The sequence below is a fragment of the Sulfitobacter sp. 1A13679 genome, assembly GCF_043557115.1.
Taxonomy (GTDB): domain Bacteria; phylum Pseudomonadota; class Alphaproteobacteria; order Rhodobacterales; family Rhodobacteraceae; genus Sulfitobacter; species Sulfitobacter faviae.
Map to the genome: position 1 here is coordinate 69,236 of NZ_JBIFFO010000014.1, position 15,867 is coordinate 85,102.

The 15,867-nt window shown below is 65.3% G+C and carries 12 protein-coding genes and 1 tRNA gene; 4 read left to right on the top strand and 9 right to left on the bottom strand.

The genetic code is table 11. From position 1 onward, the window contains the following. The first annotated feature begins 1 nt into the window (after position 1). Genes ACGYLA_RS12360 through ACGYLA_RS12370 form a run of 3 tightly spaced genes read left to right on the top strand, consistent with a single transcriptional unit; the run spans position 2 to position 4,376 of the window. The gene (locus ACGYLA_RS12360; RefSeq protein WP_394432786.1) at positions 2-946 is read left to right on the top strand and encodes a hypothetical protein; all 945 of its coding nucleotides are present in this window, start codon (positions 2-4) and stop codon (positions 944-946) included. Then, the gene (locus tag ACGYLA_RS12365) at positions 943-3,534 is read left to right on the top strand and encodes a hypothetical protein (protein WP_394432788.1); all 2,592 of its coding nucleotides are present in this window, start codon (positions 943-945) and stop codon (positions 3,532-3,534) included. The genes ACGYLA_RS12360 and ACGYLA_RS12365 overlap by 4 nt, the downstream gene beginning before the upstream one ends. After that, complete coding sequence (locus tag ACGYLA_RS12370; protein ID WP_394432790.1) at positions 3,525-4,376, top strand: glycosyltransferase family 2 protein; 852 nt, start codon at positions 3,525-3,527, stop codon at positions 4,374-4,376. Before ACGYLA_RS12365 ends, ACGYLA_RS12370 begins: the two co-directional genes overlap by 10 nt. On the opposite strand, the gene ACGYLA_RS12375 is transcribed toward ACGYLA_RS12370, so the two are convergent. Then, positions 4,373-5,578: a glycosyltransferase gene (locus tag ACGYLA_RS12375; protein ID WP_394432792.1), complete on the bottom strand. Its 1,206-nt coding sequence runs from the start codon at positions 5,576-5,578 to the stop codon at positions 4,373-4,375. The two genes, ACGYLA_RS12370 and ACGYLA_RS12375, sit on opposite strands and share 4 nt — an antisense overlap. 159 nt (positions 5,579-5,737) lie before the next feature. Between ACGYLA_RS12375 and ACGYLA_RS12380 the strand changes: the two genes are divergently transcribed. Continuing rightward, on the top strand, positions 5,738-7,048 hold the full coding sequence (locus ACGYLA_RS12380; protein ID WP_394432794.1) for an oligosaccharide flippase family protein: 1,311 nt from the start codon (positions 5,738-5,740) through the stop codon (positions 7,046-7,048). A 5-nt stretch (positions 7,049-7,053) separates the two neighbouring features. On the opposite strand, the gene ACGYLA_RS12385 is transcribed toward ACGYLA_RS12380, so the two are convergent. From ACGYLA_RS12385 to ACGYLA_RS12420, 8 genes are all read right to left on the bottom strand, one after another. Next, positions 7,054-8,355 (bottom strand): GumC family protein, encoded by a 1,302-nt coding sequence (locus ACGYLA_RS12385; protein ID WP_394432796.1) that lies wholly within the window; start codon positions 8,353-8,355, stop codon positions 7,054-7,056. A gap of 114 nt (positions 8,356-8,469) precedes the next feature. Further along, positions 8,470-9,381 carry a CpsD/CapB family tyrosine-protein kinase gene (locus ACGYLA_RS12390; protein ID WP_394432798.1) on the bottom strand — a complete coding sequence of 304 codons (912 nt, stop codon included), beginning with the start codon at positions 9,379-9,381 and terminating at the stop codon, positions 8,470-8,472. A 71-nt stretch (positions 9,382-9,452) separates the two neighbouring features. Further along, complete coding sequence (locus ACGYLA_RS12395) at positions 9,453-10,169, bottom strand: sugar transferase (RefSeq protein WP_394432853.1); 717 nt, start codon at positions 10,167-10,169, stop codon at positions 9,453-9,455. A 616-nt stretch (positions 10,170-10,785) separates the two neighbouring features. Next, positions 10,786-10,860, bottom strand: a tRNA-Glu gene (locus ACGYLA_RS12400). Between the two features lie 121 nt (positions 10,861-10,981). After that, a complete protein-coding gene (gene recJ, locus ACGYLA_RS12405; RefSeq protein WP_394432800.1) occupies positions 10,982-12,721 on the bottom strand; it encodes a single-stranded-DNA-specific exonuclease RecJ in 1,740 nt (579 codons plus the stop codon). A 52-nt stretch (positions 12,722-12,773) separates the two neighbouring features. Next, complete coding sequence (gene glpX / locus ACGYLA_RS12410; protein WP_394432802.1) at positions 12,774-13,736, bottom strand: class II fructose-bisphosphatase; 963 nt, start codon at positions 13,734-13,736, stop codon at positions 12,774-12,776. 324 nt (positions 13,737-14,060) lie between these two features. Further along, a complete protein-coding gene (locus ACGYLA_RS12415) occupies positions 14,061-15,347 on the bottom strand; it encodes a homoserine dehydrogenase (protein ID WP_394432804.1) in 1,287 nt (428 codons plus the stop codon). 116 nt (positions 15,348-15,463) lie between these two features. After that, complete coding sequence (locus tag ACGYLA_RS12420) at positions 15,464-15,832, bottom strand: hypothetical protein (protein ID WP_394432806.1); 369 nt, start codon at positions 15,830-15,832, stop codon at positions 15,464-15,466. Positions 15,833-15,867: the final 35 nt, after the last annotated feature.

Below are 15,867 nucleotides of genomic sequence, written 5' to 3' on the forward strand. Positions count from 1 at the left end.
CATGGTCGCACTCTCACGCCGTCTCTTTCTGGGGGGCGCCGCGCTTGCCAGCCTCGGCGGCGGGTCTTGGGTCTTTCGCCGGGCGCAGTTGCAGGACCGGGCGGAGGAACTCTATGCCACGCCGCTGAACGCGCCTTCGGGGCCGCTGCAGGTCTATCATCTGGGGCATTCACTGGTGGGCCGCGACATGCCCGCGATGTTGGCGCAGTTGGCGGGGACGGGGCATAGCTATCACAGCCAGACCGGCTGGGGCAGTTCGCTGCGCGACCATTGGGAGCCGGATGTGCCTGTGAACGGGTTCGAGCGGTCCAACGATCACGCGCAGCACCGGCCCGCCCGGGCGGCCATCGGCTCGGGCGATTACGACGCGGTGGTGCTGACCGAGATGGTCGAAATTGCCGATGCCATCCGCTATCACGACAGCCCCGACTACCTTGCCCATTGGGCGCGGCTGGCCCATGCCGCCCGGCCCGACACTCGCGTCTACCTCTATGAGACGTGGCACCACACGGATGACGGCCACGGCTGGCTGAAGCGCATCGACCGGGACTTGGATAAATACTGGCGGCGGCAGGTGATCTACCCCGCCTTGCAGCAATCGGAGGTGCCCATTCATCTGATCCCCGCCGGGCAGGTCATGGCGGCCTTTGTCCGGGCGGTCGACGCCACCGGCGGGATGGGCGGTATCATCAGCCTGCATGACCTCTTTTCGCGCGATGAGAATGGCCGCCCCGATACGATCCACTTTAACGATCAGGGGGCTTACCTCGTGGCGCTGACCCATTACGCGACCCTCTATCACCGCGACCCGGCAGGGCTGCCGCACGAATTGCTGCGCGCCGACGGCACCCCGGCGCAGGCGCCAAGCGCGGAGGCCGCGCGGCTGATGCAGCGGGTGGTCTGGGACGTGGTCCGCGCCCATCCTGACAGCGGGGTCGCGGCATGAGCGGTCTGGGCGGGCTGTTCTCGGTCCTGATGGTGGGCCACAGTCTTTTCGGGGCCGAAGGGCCGGATATGCTGCAAGAGGCGCTGCGCGCCGGGGTGGGCCAAGGCGAGGTGCGCGCGCAGATCATCAACGGCGCGCCCCTGCGCTACAATTGGGATGAATCGGACCGGGCCGAGGGGGTCGATGCCCGTGCGCTGCTGCCCGAGGGGGACATCACCCATCTCATCTTGACCGAGGCGATCCCGCTGGCCAATCACACCCGCTGGTCGGACACCGAAGTCTATGCGCAGGCCTTCTTTGATCTTGCGGCGGCGGCCAATCCGGAAGTGAAAGTCTATCTGCAAGAGACATGGCATTCGCTGAAAAGCGGCAGCGGGGAGGCGGTGGCCTATGACGATCACGCCCATATCCCGTGGCGCGAGAGGTTGGAGAGCGATCTGCCCGCGTGGGAGGGGATCGCATCGGCTATGCGTGCGGGGCGCAGTTCGGAGAACGCGACGATCGAGGTGATCCCAGCCGGGCAAGCGATGGCCCATCTTTATGACGAAATCGCCGCCGAAAACCTTTCTGGGCTGACCGGGATCGACGCGCTCTTCGCGGATGACATCCATTTGAACGACCTCGGCCACTACTTCGTCGCCATGGTGCAATATGCCAGGCTGACGGGCAAAGACCCCCTGGGGCTGCCGACGGATTTTAACGATCGCTGGGGCAAGGCTTTCGACACGCCCCAGCCTGATCTTGCCCGCGCCCTGCAGCGGGTGGCCTGGGAGGCGGTGCAGGACTATCAGGGCGGTGCCGTGATGCCGGCGCCCCTCGCGACGCGGCCCGTGGCCGAGGACAACGCCCAGACCGCGCCGATTACCCCGACCGGCCCGCCTGCGCAGACCCCGGTCAGCGATGCGCCCAAGACCGCGAAACCTCTCGATCCGCCAGCCCCATTTAAGATTACCGCCCCCGAGGAGGCCGTTGCGGGCACCCGCGACATGGGCATCGGCCTCGCCGCCATCGCGGATTGGAGCGTGCAGGCCCCTTTCCTCGACCTGATGAAAACCGCCCGCCCGTGGCTTGGCCATGTGGCCGGGCGTTTTGGCGGGATGGAATATGCGCAACTGGTCGAAGGCGGCTATCTCGATGCCGAGGGCTGGCCGGTGAAGATGCCGCGCGAACTTGGCAGCATTGGCACGCTGATCCTAACCGACATGCCGGCGCAGGCGACGACGCTGAAAGGCCGCTATCTGCTCCGCTTCAAAGGGCAGGGCGTGATCGAGGTCACGGGCCGGGCCGAGAATGTGCGCTATGGTAAGAACGAGGTGCGGTTCGACTATGCGCCGGGGCCGGGCAGTGTCGACATTCGCATTCAGCGCATGCACCGCAACAACCCGCCGCGCGAGATCACCGTGGTCCGCGAAGACCGCGTCGCCGATTACGACGCCGGGGCGCGTTTCAACCCTGATTGGACGCGGCATCTGACGGGGATGAAGGTGCTGCGCTTCATGGATTGGATGGCCACCAACGACAGCCCCATCGCCACTTGGGAGGACCGTCCGCGCCCGGAAGACGTGACCTATGCCCTGCGCGGTGTCCCGGTGGAGGTGATGGTCGCATTGGCCAATGAACTGGGGATCGACCCGTGGTTCAACATGCCGCATATGGCGGATGATGGCTATGTGACCGCCTTTGCGACCTATGTCGAAGAGGCGTTGGAGGGCGAGCGCAAAGCCTATGTGGAGTTCTCGAACGAGGTGTGGAACTGGCAATTCGCCCAGACCAAATGGGCCGATGAGATGGCGCAGGCCCGCTGGGATGAGGCCGAGAAGGGGATGCAGTTCTACGGCCTGCGGGCCGCCGAAGTGGCGCGCATCTGGACGGATGTTTTCGGCGGTGAGGCCGAGGCGCGGTTGCGCAATGTGATCGCGAGCCAAACGGGGTGGCTGGGGCTTGAACGCGAAGCCTTGGACGCGCCGCTCTACGTGGCCGAGCAGGCGGGCAACAGCGCCCCCGCCACGGCCTTTGATGCCTATGCGATCACCGGGTATTTCGGCGGCGTGCTGGGGTTGGAGGAGAATGCCGAGTTGGTCAGCGGCTGGCTGGCCGATAGCCTTGCCAAGGCCCGCGCCGAGGGGGAGGCGCAGGGGCTGAGCGGCGGCGCTTTGGCCGAGTATATCGCGGCCCACCGCTTTGACGCGGCAACAGCCCTTGCGGCGCAGGACCTGCGCAACGGGGGCACCCGCGGTTTGGAGACCGACACGCTGGCCGATCTCATTGGCCGCGTTTGGCCCCATCACGCCGCTGTGGCCCGGGCGCATGACCTCGATCTGGTGATGTACGAAGGCGGCAGCCATGTGGTCGGCCTCGGCGCGCAGGTGAATGACGAGGGGCTGACCGCGTTCTTTCACCACCTGAATTACTCCGCACAGATGGGCGCGCTCTATACCGATCTGATGGCGGGCTGGCTGGTCGTGGGCGGGCAGCTTTTCACCCATTACTCCGACGTCTACGCCCCGACGAATTGGGGCTCTTGGGGGGCGCTGCGCTATCTGGCGGATGACAATCCGCGGTGGGACGCTTTGACCGCATGGAAGTGACCAACGCGTTCCAAGGGGTGAGCGTGTTGATCCCCGCCCATGATGAAGCCGTCTGGCTGCCCGCTTGCCTGGATGCGCTCTGCGCTTCCGCGCCGCTGGCAGGGCCGGTTGAGGTGATCGTCGTGGCCAATGGCTGCTCGGACAACACTGCCGAACTTGCCCGCGCGGCGATCCCGTCATTCGAGGTGCGGGGCTGGGTGTTGCGGGTGCTGGAACTAGCCCAAGGCGGCAAGCTTGGCGCGTGGAACGCAGGCGAGGCGGCGGCGCGGGGGGCGGTTCTGATCTATCTCGATGCCGATGTGCTGGTCTCACCTCCCTTGCTGGCGCAGCTGGCCAAAGCGCTGGACGGAGACGCGCCGCGCTATGGCAGCGGGGTGCCACGGGTGACGACCTCAGGCGATTGGGTAACGCGCCATTACACACGGTTCTGGCGGACGACCGGTTTCATGACCCATGGCGTGCCGGGCTTCGGCGTCTTTGCGATGAACCGCGCCGGGCGGGCGCGGTGGGGGGCGTGGCCCGATATCATCTCGGACGACACTTTCGCGCGGCTGAACTTTCGCCCCGAGGAGCGCATCGCCGTGCCCGCCCGCTATGACTGGCCGATGATCGAAGGTTTCGCGCCACTGGTGCGGGTGCGCCGGCGGCAGGATGCAGGCGTGGCCGAAGTGGCGCGGCTGTTCCCTGAATTGATGCGCAACGATGATCCCCATGACCGACTGCGCCCCTTTTGGCGGCGCGCGTTGGCCGATCCCTTGGGCGCGCTGGTCTTTGTGGCTGTGCGCCTCACGATCCATGCGCCGGTCCTGCGCAGTGCCAACCGCTGGGTGCGGGGGCGCTAGCGGGCGGCCTCTTGCATGTGCTGGGCGAGTTTCGCCACCTCATGGGCGACATCATGGCGTGCAAAGACCCGCGTGCGGGCTTTCGTGCCCATTTCCTCTAACGCGGTGAGGGGGGCGTCGTGCAGGGCGGCCATCGCCTCGGCCAAGGCCGCCACATCGCCTGCGGGCACCAGCCATCCGGTCTCGCCCGGCTGCACCAATTCCGGCGTGCCTGCGATATAGGTGGCGATCACCGGGCGGGCGGCGGCCATCGCCTCCATCACCACCATGGGCAGACCTTCGGCGAAACTGGGCATGACGAGCGCATGGGCGGCGCCGAGTTCCGCCGTCACGCGGGCCTCATCAACCCAGCCGGTCAGGGTGATGCGTTCTTGCAGGCCGTGGCGGGCGATCTCGGCCTCGATCGCGCCGCGCAGGGGGCCGTCGCCGATCAGGGTCAAATGCAGATCGGGGTGGCTCTGGCGCAGCCGTGCCATGGCGTCGATCAGGGCAAGCTGGCCTTTCTGCTCCACGAAACGTCCGATGGAGACGAGACGGCGCGGGCCATCGGGCAGGGGGGCGGGGGCCGCGAATTTGGCGGGCTCAATGCCGCAATGCACGACTTTGATACGCGGCCAATCCCCCGGGTCGGCCCAACGGCACATCTGGCTGCGCCCGAACTGGCTGATCGCCACGGCAAAGGCCGCGTGGTGGGTTTTCGCACCGAGCGAAAGGGCGCGCGGGCTGTCGAATTCTTCGGGCCCGTGGATGGTGAAACTATAGCGCGGCCCGCCCAACCTGTGGCAGAGCATCGCGACCATCGCGGCGTTGGTGCCGAAATGGGCGTGCAGATGTTGGATGTCGCTCCCCTCAAGCCGGGCGCGCAGATAACAGGCCTCGGCCAGATAGATCAGATGGCGGGCCAGCCCCGTCTCGGCCCGGCGGGCGGCTTGCCAGACATCGCGCAGCGCTTGGCCGAACCGCCGCGGCGCGTGCAGCATCAGGCGCAGACCGGCACGGGCTAGGGCGCTGCCACCGGCGGCCAGCACATACTGGGTCGCTGCCGCCTCGGCCTTGTCCTGCGGATCGACCAAAGGGACATCGGGGCCGCGCATGGCGAAACGGTCCACCTCATAGCCCGCCGCCTCTAGCGCCGCGATCTCGCGCCGTATGAAGGAATGCGAGGGCTGCGGATAGGTGTTGAGGATATAGGCGATCTTCACGGGCGGTGCGGCCTTGGCTTGGGGCTGATAAACCTTGTTACCCGCCCGCTTGCCACTGGCACAAGGGCGGGCAAGGCTTTAGGCTTTCACAGAGAACTGGCAGAGGCGCAGCAACGAGTGTTTTCCAAGCTTTCCCAAGCGGTAACGGGCAATCGCCTGATGGCACGGGCGCTGCGCTCGACCTCTTGGATCGTCTTGGGTTATGGCGGGTCGCAGGCGATCCGGCTGGCGTCGAACCTGATCCTGACGCGGCTGCTCTTTCCCGAAGCCTTTGGTCTGATGGCGTTAATACAGGTGGTGATTGTCGGGCTGACGCTGTTCTCGGACGTGGGCATCGCCCCCTCCATCGCGCAGAGCAAGCGTGGCGATGATCCGGATTTCCTGAACACTGCCTGGACAATCCAAGCGATCCGGGGGGCGTGTCTGTGGCTGGCCGCCTCTGCATTGGCATGGCCAGTGGCGGCGTTTTACGACGAGCCGCTCCTGCTGACCTATCTGCCCATCGCGGCGCTGAGCCTCGTGGTGGCCGGGTTCAACCCCACCCGGATCGAAACGGCGCATCGGCATCTGCAAATGGGGCGGCTGACGCTGCTGGACCTGACATCGCAGGTAATGGGCATCGCGGTGATGATCTTGGGCGCGGCGCTCTATCAATCGGTGGCGGCGTTGGTGATCGGCGGCGTGGTGGGGGCCGTGGCGAAACTGGCGCTGACCCATGCCTTTCTGCCGGGGCCGGGCAACCGCTTTCGCTGGGAGCGTCCGGCGGTGCGCGAATTGGTTCATTTCGGCAAGTGGATTTTCCTGTCGACCATGTTCTGGTTCTTCGCCAGTCAGGGTGACAAGGCGATCTTGGGCAAGTTCCTCTCGCTCGAAGGGTTGGGCATCTACAATATCGGTTATTTCCTTGCCAGCTTCCCCCTGCTGTTGGGGCAGAACGTCACCGGGCGGGTGATGATCCCGATCTACCGTGAGGCGGGGTGCGGCGATCATCCCAAGCTCAAGCGGATGCGCTATGGGCTGAGTGCTGGGTTGCTGGCGCTTTTGGTGGTCATGGCGCTTGCGGGGCCTTGGTTGGTCTCGGTCCTCTATGATCCGCGCTATCTGCAAAGCGGCGCGATTCTGGTGATGCTGGCGCTGGCGTTGATGCCGCAGGTGATCGGGATGACCTATGATCAAGCGGCTTTGGCCGCTGGGGATTCGCGGCGGTTCTTCATCTCTTCGGCCTCAAGGGCCAGCCTGCAAGTGGGGCTGCTGCTGGCGGGGGTGGTCACCGCCGGTCTGCCGGGGGCGCTGATCGGGTTGGGGGCCGCGATGGTGCTGTCGCATCTGGTGCTGATCTGGCTCGCAAGGGCGCATGGCGTCTGGGACGCGCGGCATGATCTGACCTTCGCCCTCTTGGGGCTGACGCTCGGCGCGCTGGCGCTTTGGCTGCATTGGGACCGGGTGCTGGGGCTGAGCGCCACGGTCTGAGCGGTTCACCCCTTTTGCTTGCGGGCCATCCGCGCGGCGCGGCCCTCTTTCCCGGCCTTCAGGCGCTCCTGCCAGACTTTGCCCAAGGTCCGGCGCTTTTCGCGCGGGCTGAGGTCGGGGATCGACACGACAGGGATCAACCCCGTCTCGCGCGTCATCTGGCGGGCCGAGCGGATCACCGGGCGGCGCAGTTCCAGCAGAAAGGCCACGATCAGCGCCAGCGCCAAGCTGGCCATCCCGCCCACCGCCGCGCGTTTCTTGCGGCTGAGCGATACGGGGTATTCGGGCAGTTCGGCCTGCTCCAACGTGATCAGCTTCTCGCCCCGCTGATCGGATTCGAGCGAGAATCCCACCTCCGCCTCATTCCGACGGGCGGTGATCACCTCCAACTGGTCTTGCAGCTGGGTCAGACGGCGTTCGAACCGGGCCAGCTCCCGCTCGACCTCGGGCGAGGTTTGCAGGCTGGCGGTCAGGGTTTCGCGCTGTTCTTGCAGCAGGTCGCGCTGCGTGGTCAGGCTTTCGAGCGTGGCATCCAACTCGGCCTGTTCGCGGGCGATGGTGGCAGCGCGGGCATCGGGGTTGACCCGATCGCGCGCCAGCCGCGTGGCGATGATTTCACGGTCAAGTTCAAGAATGGCGTCATTGAGGCTGCTGATCTCGCCGCGGCGAAACTCAAGACTGCCTTCGAGCGACAGATCGTTTTCGGCCCGGTAATCGGCCAGTTCGGCCTCAAGCTCAGAAATGTCGCGGATCAGGTTCTGCTCTTGGCGCTGGAAAAACTCCAAGGTTTCTTGCGTCTGGCTCTGGCGTCGGGCGGCGGACATCTGGCGCGTGCGGTCGGCGAATTCGCGGGCCACGGCCTGCGCGTCGGCGGGATTGTCCATCTCGGCGGTGAAGGTCATGACCGAGATGGTGCCGTCATCCGCATAGCCTTCGCGCGGGGCCGCGACGCCGGTGATGGTGACCGAACGGCGCAGCAGATCAACCTTTTCCGACATGCGCAGCGCAGTCAGATCGTCATAAAGATCAAAGCGTTGAATGATATCGACCAAAGTGCCGCGCGCCATCAACTGCTGTTCGATCAATTGCAAACGCCGCGCCGAAGACCCTTCGACTGTAGAGGGGGCAAGATCATTGGCGATCTTGGGCTGCTCGATCTGGATGACTTCGGAGGATTGGTAGACATGCGGCGTCGACAGTGCCCAATAGACCGAGGCGATACAGCCCAGAAGCGTGATCAAGATGATCACGCCCGCGCGGCGGCGGATCATGTCGATGAAGTCATCGAATGTATAGATCGGTCCCATGTGCCTCTTTCCAACCTGCCCAAAGCCCCCGACCGTTGCCCGGCGGAGTTTCCCTGCCTAGATCAGATGACTTGGGCGATAATAGGGCGCAAGCAAGGACGGCGACAGGGGGTGTCAGGCATATTTCGGCAGGCTAGAGGCCCGCGCCCGGTTCAGCACGATGCCCAAGAGCGGCACCTGACCTTCGAGCATCCGTTCGCATTCGCGCAGGTGACGCGCCATGGTCTGGCTGCCGTCCGAGATCAGCAAAACACCGTCCAATTGCGGCAAGAAGGCCGAAAGATCATCATGTTCCAGCATCGGCGGCATGTCGTAGAGGACGATTTCAGGCTGGAGCGAGGCCCGCAGACGCAGCAGGGTTTCCGCCGTAGCGCTGTCTTGCAAGATTTCGGCGGCGTTCACTTCGGCCCGGTCGTTCAGCCCAAGGGCAAGCGTATCGCTCACCCGCAGCATCCCCTTGCCGAGGTCGGCGCGGCCACTGAGCAGATCGCTCATCGCGCCGGGGGCCTGCATGTCAAAGGCACGGGCCAGACCGGGGCTGCGCATGTTCATGTCCATCAACACGGTGCGCGATCCCGGCACCCGCGACAGGCTCAGCGCCAGATTGGTCGCCGAAAAGCTGTTGCCGCAGCCAGAGGTGGGGGCGGTGATGGCGATATTGACCCAGCGATGCTCTAACGTTGTCTGACGCAGGCGTGTGCGCAGCAGGTCAAAGGCCCGCGCGGCGGCGCTGTTGCGATGATCGTCGACCAGCGGCATGTCGCCGCCGGGGCCAGGGGTGGCGATGGGCAGATCTTGCCAGCGCGGCGCGCGGTCGTCACCGATGTAGCGGGAAACGGCAGGGGCGGCGGGTAGGCTGTCTTCAAAGGTCAGGTCGCCTTCGGAGAAATCGCCGTCGAACTCATCTTCATGGTCGATCCCGGTGCGGCGCGGGCGGATGCTGTGGCGCATCCCCGGGCCGCCGAACTGCGCCGTCACATCGCTGTTATCCGCGCCGAGGGCATCGGATGCGTAGAGGTCCCTCATCGTCTTCCCTTTCGATTTCTTGAACATAAGGCGCTGGATTTCTCGTTATTGCCGGGCGCGGCGAGCATCGCTTAGCACCCGGTTCGGCGCAAGACGACGCCGACGGTTTTCAGCAGAATGGTCAGGTCCATCGGCAGCGACAGATTGCGGCGATAGGCGGCGTCGACCTCATTGCGGTAGGTGAAACGGCTGTTGTTACGGGCCGAGACCTGCCACAGCCCGGTGATGCCGGGGCGCAGCGCGAAATAGGCTTTCGCATCGCCATACATCTCAAGCTGGTCGGGCATCATGGGGCGCGGGCCGATCAGGCTCATGTCATCTTTGAACACGTTCCAAAGCTGCGGCAGCTCATCCAGCGAGGTGGCCCGCAGGAAAGCGCCGACCCGCGTGATGCGCGGATCGTCCTTCAGCTTTTGCATCTCATCCCATTCCGCCCGCATCGCCGGGTTAGCGGCAAGGTAGCTCTCCAGCACCGCGTCGGCATCGCGCACCATGGTGCGCAGCTTCAGGATTGAGAAGCCTTTGCCGCCCCGCCCAAGGCGTTTTTGCGTATAGAAGGGCTGACCGCTTTCGATCCACAGCGCCAGCGCGCAAAGCGCGATGATCGGCAGGGCGATGGGCAGGGACGCGAGGATCAGCAGCCGGTCGAGAAGCGGTTTCGCGTAGCGGCCATAAAGGCCGGTCGGACGCAGACGAAGGGCCGCCAGCGCGCGCGGCGCGGGCAGCACCGCAGTCCCCGCCATGGCAGGCTGCGCACGGCCCAGCACCGGACCGGCGATCACTTCCATCGAGCCATAGACATGGTTGTGTGCGTCAAAGTACTTCATTCCAAACCCCCCAGGGTTCAATCGCATTCATTCGGACCGTTTCGGCCCACGGCGCCTTCGCACCGCTCCGTCTCAACGACCTATCCGGCCTATACGTTCAGGTAGGATATGTATCATTTGTTACCACCTTTTCGCCTTATTCGATCCTTTTTCTCAGAAACAGACTGTTTCGCGGGGCGGCGGGCAGGTGGGAATTTAGGAGTGAGTTGAGGGCCTTATGGGAGCGCCATGGGGTGCAGATGTGTGGCGTTCGATGGTGGAGGGGAGGGCGTGCGCAGGCGTAGATGAGATATTAAGTCGTTGATAAATATGAGACTTATAGGGTTCTGAAGTTCCGGGTAATCATCTGTCTTAGGTGTCGGCCACTAAGCTTATGTGCCTTCGGATAGCGAGGTTGCAGAGGCACAAGCCACCAGCCATCGCGCAATTCTCACAATAATGTCAGGGCGATAAATGGGCGACAGTTGGGCGCAGGGGGCAGGTGGGTAAACGCCAAAAACCGCGGATCGGCTGCGCGATTCCGAGGGGATTCTTTAGTGTCTCTAGAGGCTTGTCTTTGGATTTTAGAGAAGAAAAGTGGCAGCCCGTAGGGGAATCGAACCCCTCTTTCCAGGTTGAAAACCTGGCGTCCTAACCGATAGACGAACGGGCCACTCTTTTGTCTGGCAGGTCAGTGCAGCGTTTAGTGTGTGCTGCTCTGTCTGTGAGCGGACGTTTAAGTAATACTGCGGGGGGCTGCAAGCGGAAAAATGAAGTTTCTTCAGAAAAAGTTTTCAGGCCCGTGCGGCGTCCTCCAAACGCAGTTGAACGGTGCGCCGACCGCGGAAATTGTTAATGTCGAGACGGCCCGCGAGGTGGAAACGTGCGCCGCCGTGGTTCTCCAGCGCGGGGCCGAGGGGGCCGTCGTAGGCGCCAAAGGAAATCGCCTCTAGATTCGCGCCGAGGCCGTCGCCAAAGCTCACTTTCAGGTGGTTCTCGCCCACGCGTTTGGCAAAGCGGATTTGCATGTCCGCAAAGGCATAGCGCGGGGCAGGGGCGCCGGCGCCGAAGGGGCCGGCTTGGTCGACCATCTCGGCCAGCTCCACGGTGGCTGCGCCGGGCATCATCATGCCGCAGAGGTTGAGGTCGGCGGGGCCTGCCAAATGCGCGCCCTGTTTGGTGAGCAATTCGCCTAAGCGCGCCATCGCCGCGTCGATCTTGTCTTCCGCCACGGTCAGGCCTGCGGCCATCTTGTGCCCGCCGCCCTTGATCAGCAGCCCTTCGGCGGCCAGACGCTGGATCGGCGCGCCGAGGTCGATGCCGCTGATCGAGCGGCCCGAGCCCTTGCCGATGCCGTTTTCGATGCCGATGACGATAGAGGGGCGGTTGGCGGCTTCTTTCAGGCGTGAGGCAACGATGCCCACCACGCCGGGATGCCAGCCGGGGCCAGCGGCCCATGCCAGCGGTCCGTCAAAGCCGCGGTCTTCGGCCTGTGCCATGGCACTGGCGCGCACAGCGGCCTCAACCTCGCGGCGGTCGGTATTGAGCTGGTCCAGCCGTTCGGCGAGGGCCGCGGCCTCATGCGGGTCGGCGGTGGCCAAGAGACGCGCACCAAGGTCTGCTTGCCCGATGCGCCCGCCCGCGTTGATGCGGGGGCCGAGCAGAAAGCCGAGGTGATAGGCCGTGGGGGCGGTGTCCATCCGCGCCACATCCGACAGGGCGGCAAGGCCGGGGCGCGCGCGCCGGGCCATGACCTTGAGCCCCTGACGCACGAAGGCGCGGTTGACGCCGGTGAGCGGGGCCACATCGGCGACGGTGGCCAGCGCCACCAAATCAAGCATCGCCATCAGGTCTGGCCCCTTGCGCCCCGCTTCGCGCAGTTGGCGCCCCACTTCGACGAGCATCAAGAACACGACTGCAGCGGCGCAGAGATGCGCCAGCGTGCCATCTTCGTCCTGTCTGTTGGGGTTCACCACGGCCAGCGCATCGGGCAGCGTTTCGCCGCCAAGGTGGTGGTCGAGCACGATGACATCCGCACCCTTGGCGGCGGCGATCGGTCCGTGGGAAAGCGTGCCGCAGTCGACGCAGACGATTAGGTCATGCTCCGCGGCGAGGGCGGACATCGCCTCGTCATTGGGGCCATAGCCCTCGTCGATACGGTCGGGGATATAGAGGGTTGCGTGGTGGCCCATGTCGCGCAGCCAGACCAGCAGCAGCGCGGCGGAAGAGCCGCCGTCCACGTCATAGTCCGCGAAAATCGCGATGCGTTCGCGGTTTTGCAGGGCCGAAAGAAACCGCGTCGCTGCCGCCTCCATATCGCGCAGGGAGCGGGGATCGGGCAGCAGGTCGCGCAAAGCGGGGGCCAGAAAGCCCGCCGCTTGGGTATCGACCACGCCGCGGCGCGCCAGCACTTGGCACACCGGATCGGGCAGGCCCGCGCGCTGCATCAGCAGTTCCGCCGCGCGGGTCAGTTCCACGTCAGGACCGATCCAGCGCCGCCCGGTCAAAGATGTTTCGACACCGAGAAAGCTCATGCGGACCTCATTTGGCCGTTATGGAAGGGGGTGGGGAGGGCCAGTCTGGCCCTCACTCCGCCGGGGTGCGGTAGCTGATGCGACGGACCGAGCCGGTGCGCGAGCGCATGATCAGCGTCTCGGTGGTCAGCCAGCCCGGCTCGCGTTTCACGCCCGGCAGGATGTTGCCGCCGGTGACGCCTGTCGCGGCAAAGATCACGTCCTGGGTGACCATCTCGTCGCGCGAATAGATGCGGTCGAACTCGGTGATCCCGGCCTTGGCGGCGCGGCCCTTTTCGTCTTCGTTGCGGAACAGCAAGCGGCCATACATCTGCCCGCCCATGCATTTCAGCGCCGCGGCTGCCAAGACGCCCTCGGGCGCGCCGCCTTGGCCCATATACATGTCGATGCCGGTTTCAGGGTCGGCGCAATGCATCACGCCAGCCACGTCACCATCGGTGATCAGACGGATGGCGGCACCGGTGGCGCGAACCTCGGCGATCATGTCGGCGTGGCGCGGGCGTTCGAGGATGCAGACGGTGATGTCGGAGGCGGCGCAGCCCTTGGCGCGGGCCAAGGCTTCGACGCGCTCACCGGGGCTCATGTCGAGGGTGACGACATCGGTTTCGAAACCCGGGCCGATGGCGAGCTTGTCCATATAGGTGTCCGGCGCGTGCAGCATGGAGCCGCGCGGGCCCATGGCGATCACGGTCAGCGCGTTGGGCATGTCCTTGGCGGTCAGCGTGGTGCCTTCCAGCGGGTCGAGCGCGATGTCCACGCCGGGGCCGTTGCCAGTGCCGACCTCTTCGCCGATATAGAGCATCGGGGCCTCGTCCCGCTCACCTTCGCCGATGACCACGACGCCCGCGATGTCGAGCATGTTAAGCTGTTCGCGCATGGCGTTCACGGCGGCTTGGTCGGCGGCTTTCTCGTCACCCTTGCCGATCAGCTTGGCCGAGGCCAGCGCGGCGGCTTCGGATACGCGGGCGAGGCCCAGAGAGAGCATGCGGTCTTGGAATTCGGCGGAAGCGGTCATGGAGTGTCCTTGGGTGCAATGTGTTTCCTGTCCTGTACCCTCGCGCGGGCCTCGGGGCAAGTTTTGGGTTGTGGAAGGGGCTGCCGCTTCAGCCGAAACTGCCACCCCGGCCCGGGAACAAGCCGTAGGCGCCGGGCCATCGCCTGCCCGCCTCGTCACGCCGAAGGCGGGTGGGTCTATCTAGGCGCAGCTTTGGTGCGACAGGGTAGGCGATTTGGTGGGGCTGGGTGCGACCCCGCGGGCGCGCACTATGGTTGAGCCATAATGTGGGACGAAGCACCGCTCATCGCCCGCCCGTCCGCGGGCAGGCGTTGGCCCTCAGCCTCAGACCTCTTCGATCCGGAGCGCCACCGGTTCACCGGCCAGCACGCCCGTCTTGTCCATATCCGCCAGCGCTTCCAGCAGCGCATCGCGGCTGGTCTTATGGGTCACGATCAACACGGGGGCCGAGACATCCGCATGCTCATATTGGCGCATCCGGTAAATGCTCACACCCGCTTCGCCCAGCACCGTGGCGATTTTCGCCAAAGCGCCGGGTTTGTCGACCAGCGCCATGCGCAGGTAGTAGGGGGCAGGGCGCTGACTGCTGGCGGGGGTGGTTTGCTCAAGCGTCTCGGCAGGCTGGCCAAAGACCGGCCCACGCAACCCGCGCGCGATATCGCAGACATCGGCCATCACGGCGCTGGCCGTTGGCCCTTCACCCGCACCGGCACCGCGCAACACGATCTGGCCCACGGCATCGCCTTCGATCACCACCATATTGGTGCCGCCGTCAAGCTGCCCCAAAGGCGATGTTTGTGGCACAAGGCAGGGCATCATCCGCTGCTCCAGCCCGCGGCCGGTTTTCTGGGTCACGCCCAGCAGTTTGATCTTATAACCCATGTCGGCGGCGGCGCGGATGTCTTCGATGGCGACCCGCTCGATCCCCTCAAGCTGGATGCCGTCAAAGTCGATCTTGGTGCCGAAGGCGATGGAGGACAGGATTGCCAGCTTATGCGCCGCGTCGATGCCGCCCACGTCCAATTGCGGATCGGCTTCGAGATAGCCCAGCCCATCGGCCTCGGCAAAGATCTCTTGATAGGTTTTGCCCGAGTCCTCCATCCGCGTCAGGATGTAATTGCACGAGCCGTTCATCACCCCCATGATCCGGGTGATCTCATTCCCGGCGAGCCCCTCCATCAGCGTCTTGATGACCGGGATGCCGCCCGCCACAGCCGCCTCATAGCGCAGGGCCACGCCCGCGTCTTCGGCCTGTTCGGCCAGCGCTTGGCCATGTATCGCCAGCATCGCCTTGTTGGCGGTGACCACATGTTTGCCCGCCGCCAGCGCGGCTTCGGTCGCGGCCTTGGCGGGGCCATCCGCGCCGCCCATGAGTTCCACGAAAACGTCCACGTCGTCGCGGGTTGCCAATTTTACGGGGTCATCCTCCCAATCATAGGAAGACAGCGACAGCCCGCGATCCTTGTTCCGGGTGCGGGCAGAAACCGCCGAGACCGTCATCGCGCAGCCGGTGCGGGCCTCTAACAGGGCGGCCTGCTGGCGCAGAATGCGCAGCACACCCACGCCCACGGTTCCCAATCCGGCAATCCCGAGGCGAAGCGGCTTAGACATGGCGGTGGTCCTTCTGGTCTGATCCGAAAGGCCCGGCAGGCGGGGCCGGGCATAGCCGCGATGTAGCGGGTTCGGCGCCTGCGTGCAACGCGCATACGCATCACGGGGATGCCCGTTTATTCAGCGCTTTCGCTGTCCTCGGCGGCTTGGCGGGCGCGCTGGAGTTCGGCAGCACGCGCCCTGAGCCGCGCCACCCGCGCAGCAGTGGCGGATTGGGCGCTTGTGCGGCTGACGCGCGCCGCGCGGGCTTCAAGATTGGCCGCACGCCCCGTGAGCGCCGCTTCGGTCCGCGCAGGGTCGATCCGCCCGGCGGTGGCCTTGGCCAAGAGCGGGTCGATCGGGACCAGATCGGGGTAGGGGGCGGCCTCCAGTTCAGGCGTGATGGTGCGGTCAAGTTCAGGAAACTGCGTGCAGCCCGCCAGCAGCGAGACGCCCAGAAGCAGGGCGATGGTCGAGAGGGGACGGGGCGGGCGCGCTTGGGTCATGCCTCGTTCTGCCCCAGCCGTGATCTTCGCGCAAG

What these genes read in the sequence shown, in the direction of transcription:
- ACGYLA_RS12385 (WP_394432796.1), bottom strand. Translation starts at nt 8,355, where the DNA reads ATGGGACCGATCTATACATTCGATGACTTCATCGACATGATCCGCCGC.
- ACGYLA_RS12380 (WP_394432794.1), top strand. Translation starts at nt 5,738, where the DNA reads ATGGCACGGGCGCTGCGCTCGACCTCTTGGATCGTCTTGGGTTATGGC.
- ACGYLA_RS12360 (WP_394432786.1), top strand. Translation starts at nt 2, where the DNA reads ATGGTCGCACTCTCACGCCGTCTCTTTCTGGGGGGCGCCGCGCTTGCC.
- ACGYLA_RS12390 (WP_394432798.1), bottom strand. Translation starts at nt 9,381, where the DNA reads ATGAGGGACCTCTACGCATCCGATGCCCTCGGCGCGGATAACAGCGAT.
- ACGYLA_RS12415 (WP_394432804.1), bottom strand. Translation starts at nt 15,347, where the DNA reads ATGTCTAAGCCGCTTCGCCTCGGGATTGCCGGATTGGGAACCGTGGGC.
- glpX (WP_394432802.1), bottom strand. Translation starts at nt 13,736, where the DNA reads ATGACCGCTTCCGCCGAATTCCAAGACCGCATGCTCTCTCTGGGCCTC.
- ACGYLA_RS12365 (WP_394432788.1), top strand. Translation starts at nt 943, where the DNA reads ATGAGCGGTCTGGGCGGGCTGTTCTCGGTCCTGATGGTGGGCCACAGT.
- ACGYLA_RS12370 (WP_394432790.1), top strand. Translation starts at nt 3,525, where the DNA reads ATGGAAGTGACCAACGCGTTCCAAGGGGTGAGCGTGTTGATCCCCGCC.
- ACGYLA_RS12395 (WP_394432853.1), bottom strand. Translation starts at nt 10,169, where the DNA reads ATGGAAGTGATCGCCGGTCCGGTGCTGGGCCGTGCGCAGCCTGCCATG.
- ACGYLA_RS12420 (WP_394432806.1), bottom strand. Translation starts at nt 15,832, where the DNA reads ATGACCCAAGCGCGCCCGCCCCGTCCCCTCTCGACCATCGCCCTGCTT.
- recJ (WP_394432800.1), bottom strand. Translation starts at nt 12,721, where the DNA reads ATGAGCTTTCTCGGTGTCGAAACATCTTTGACCGGGCGGCGCTGGATC.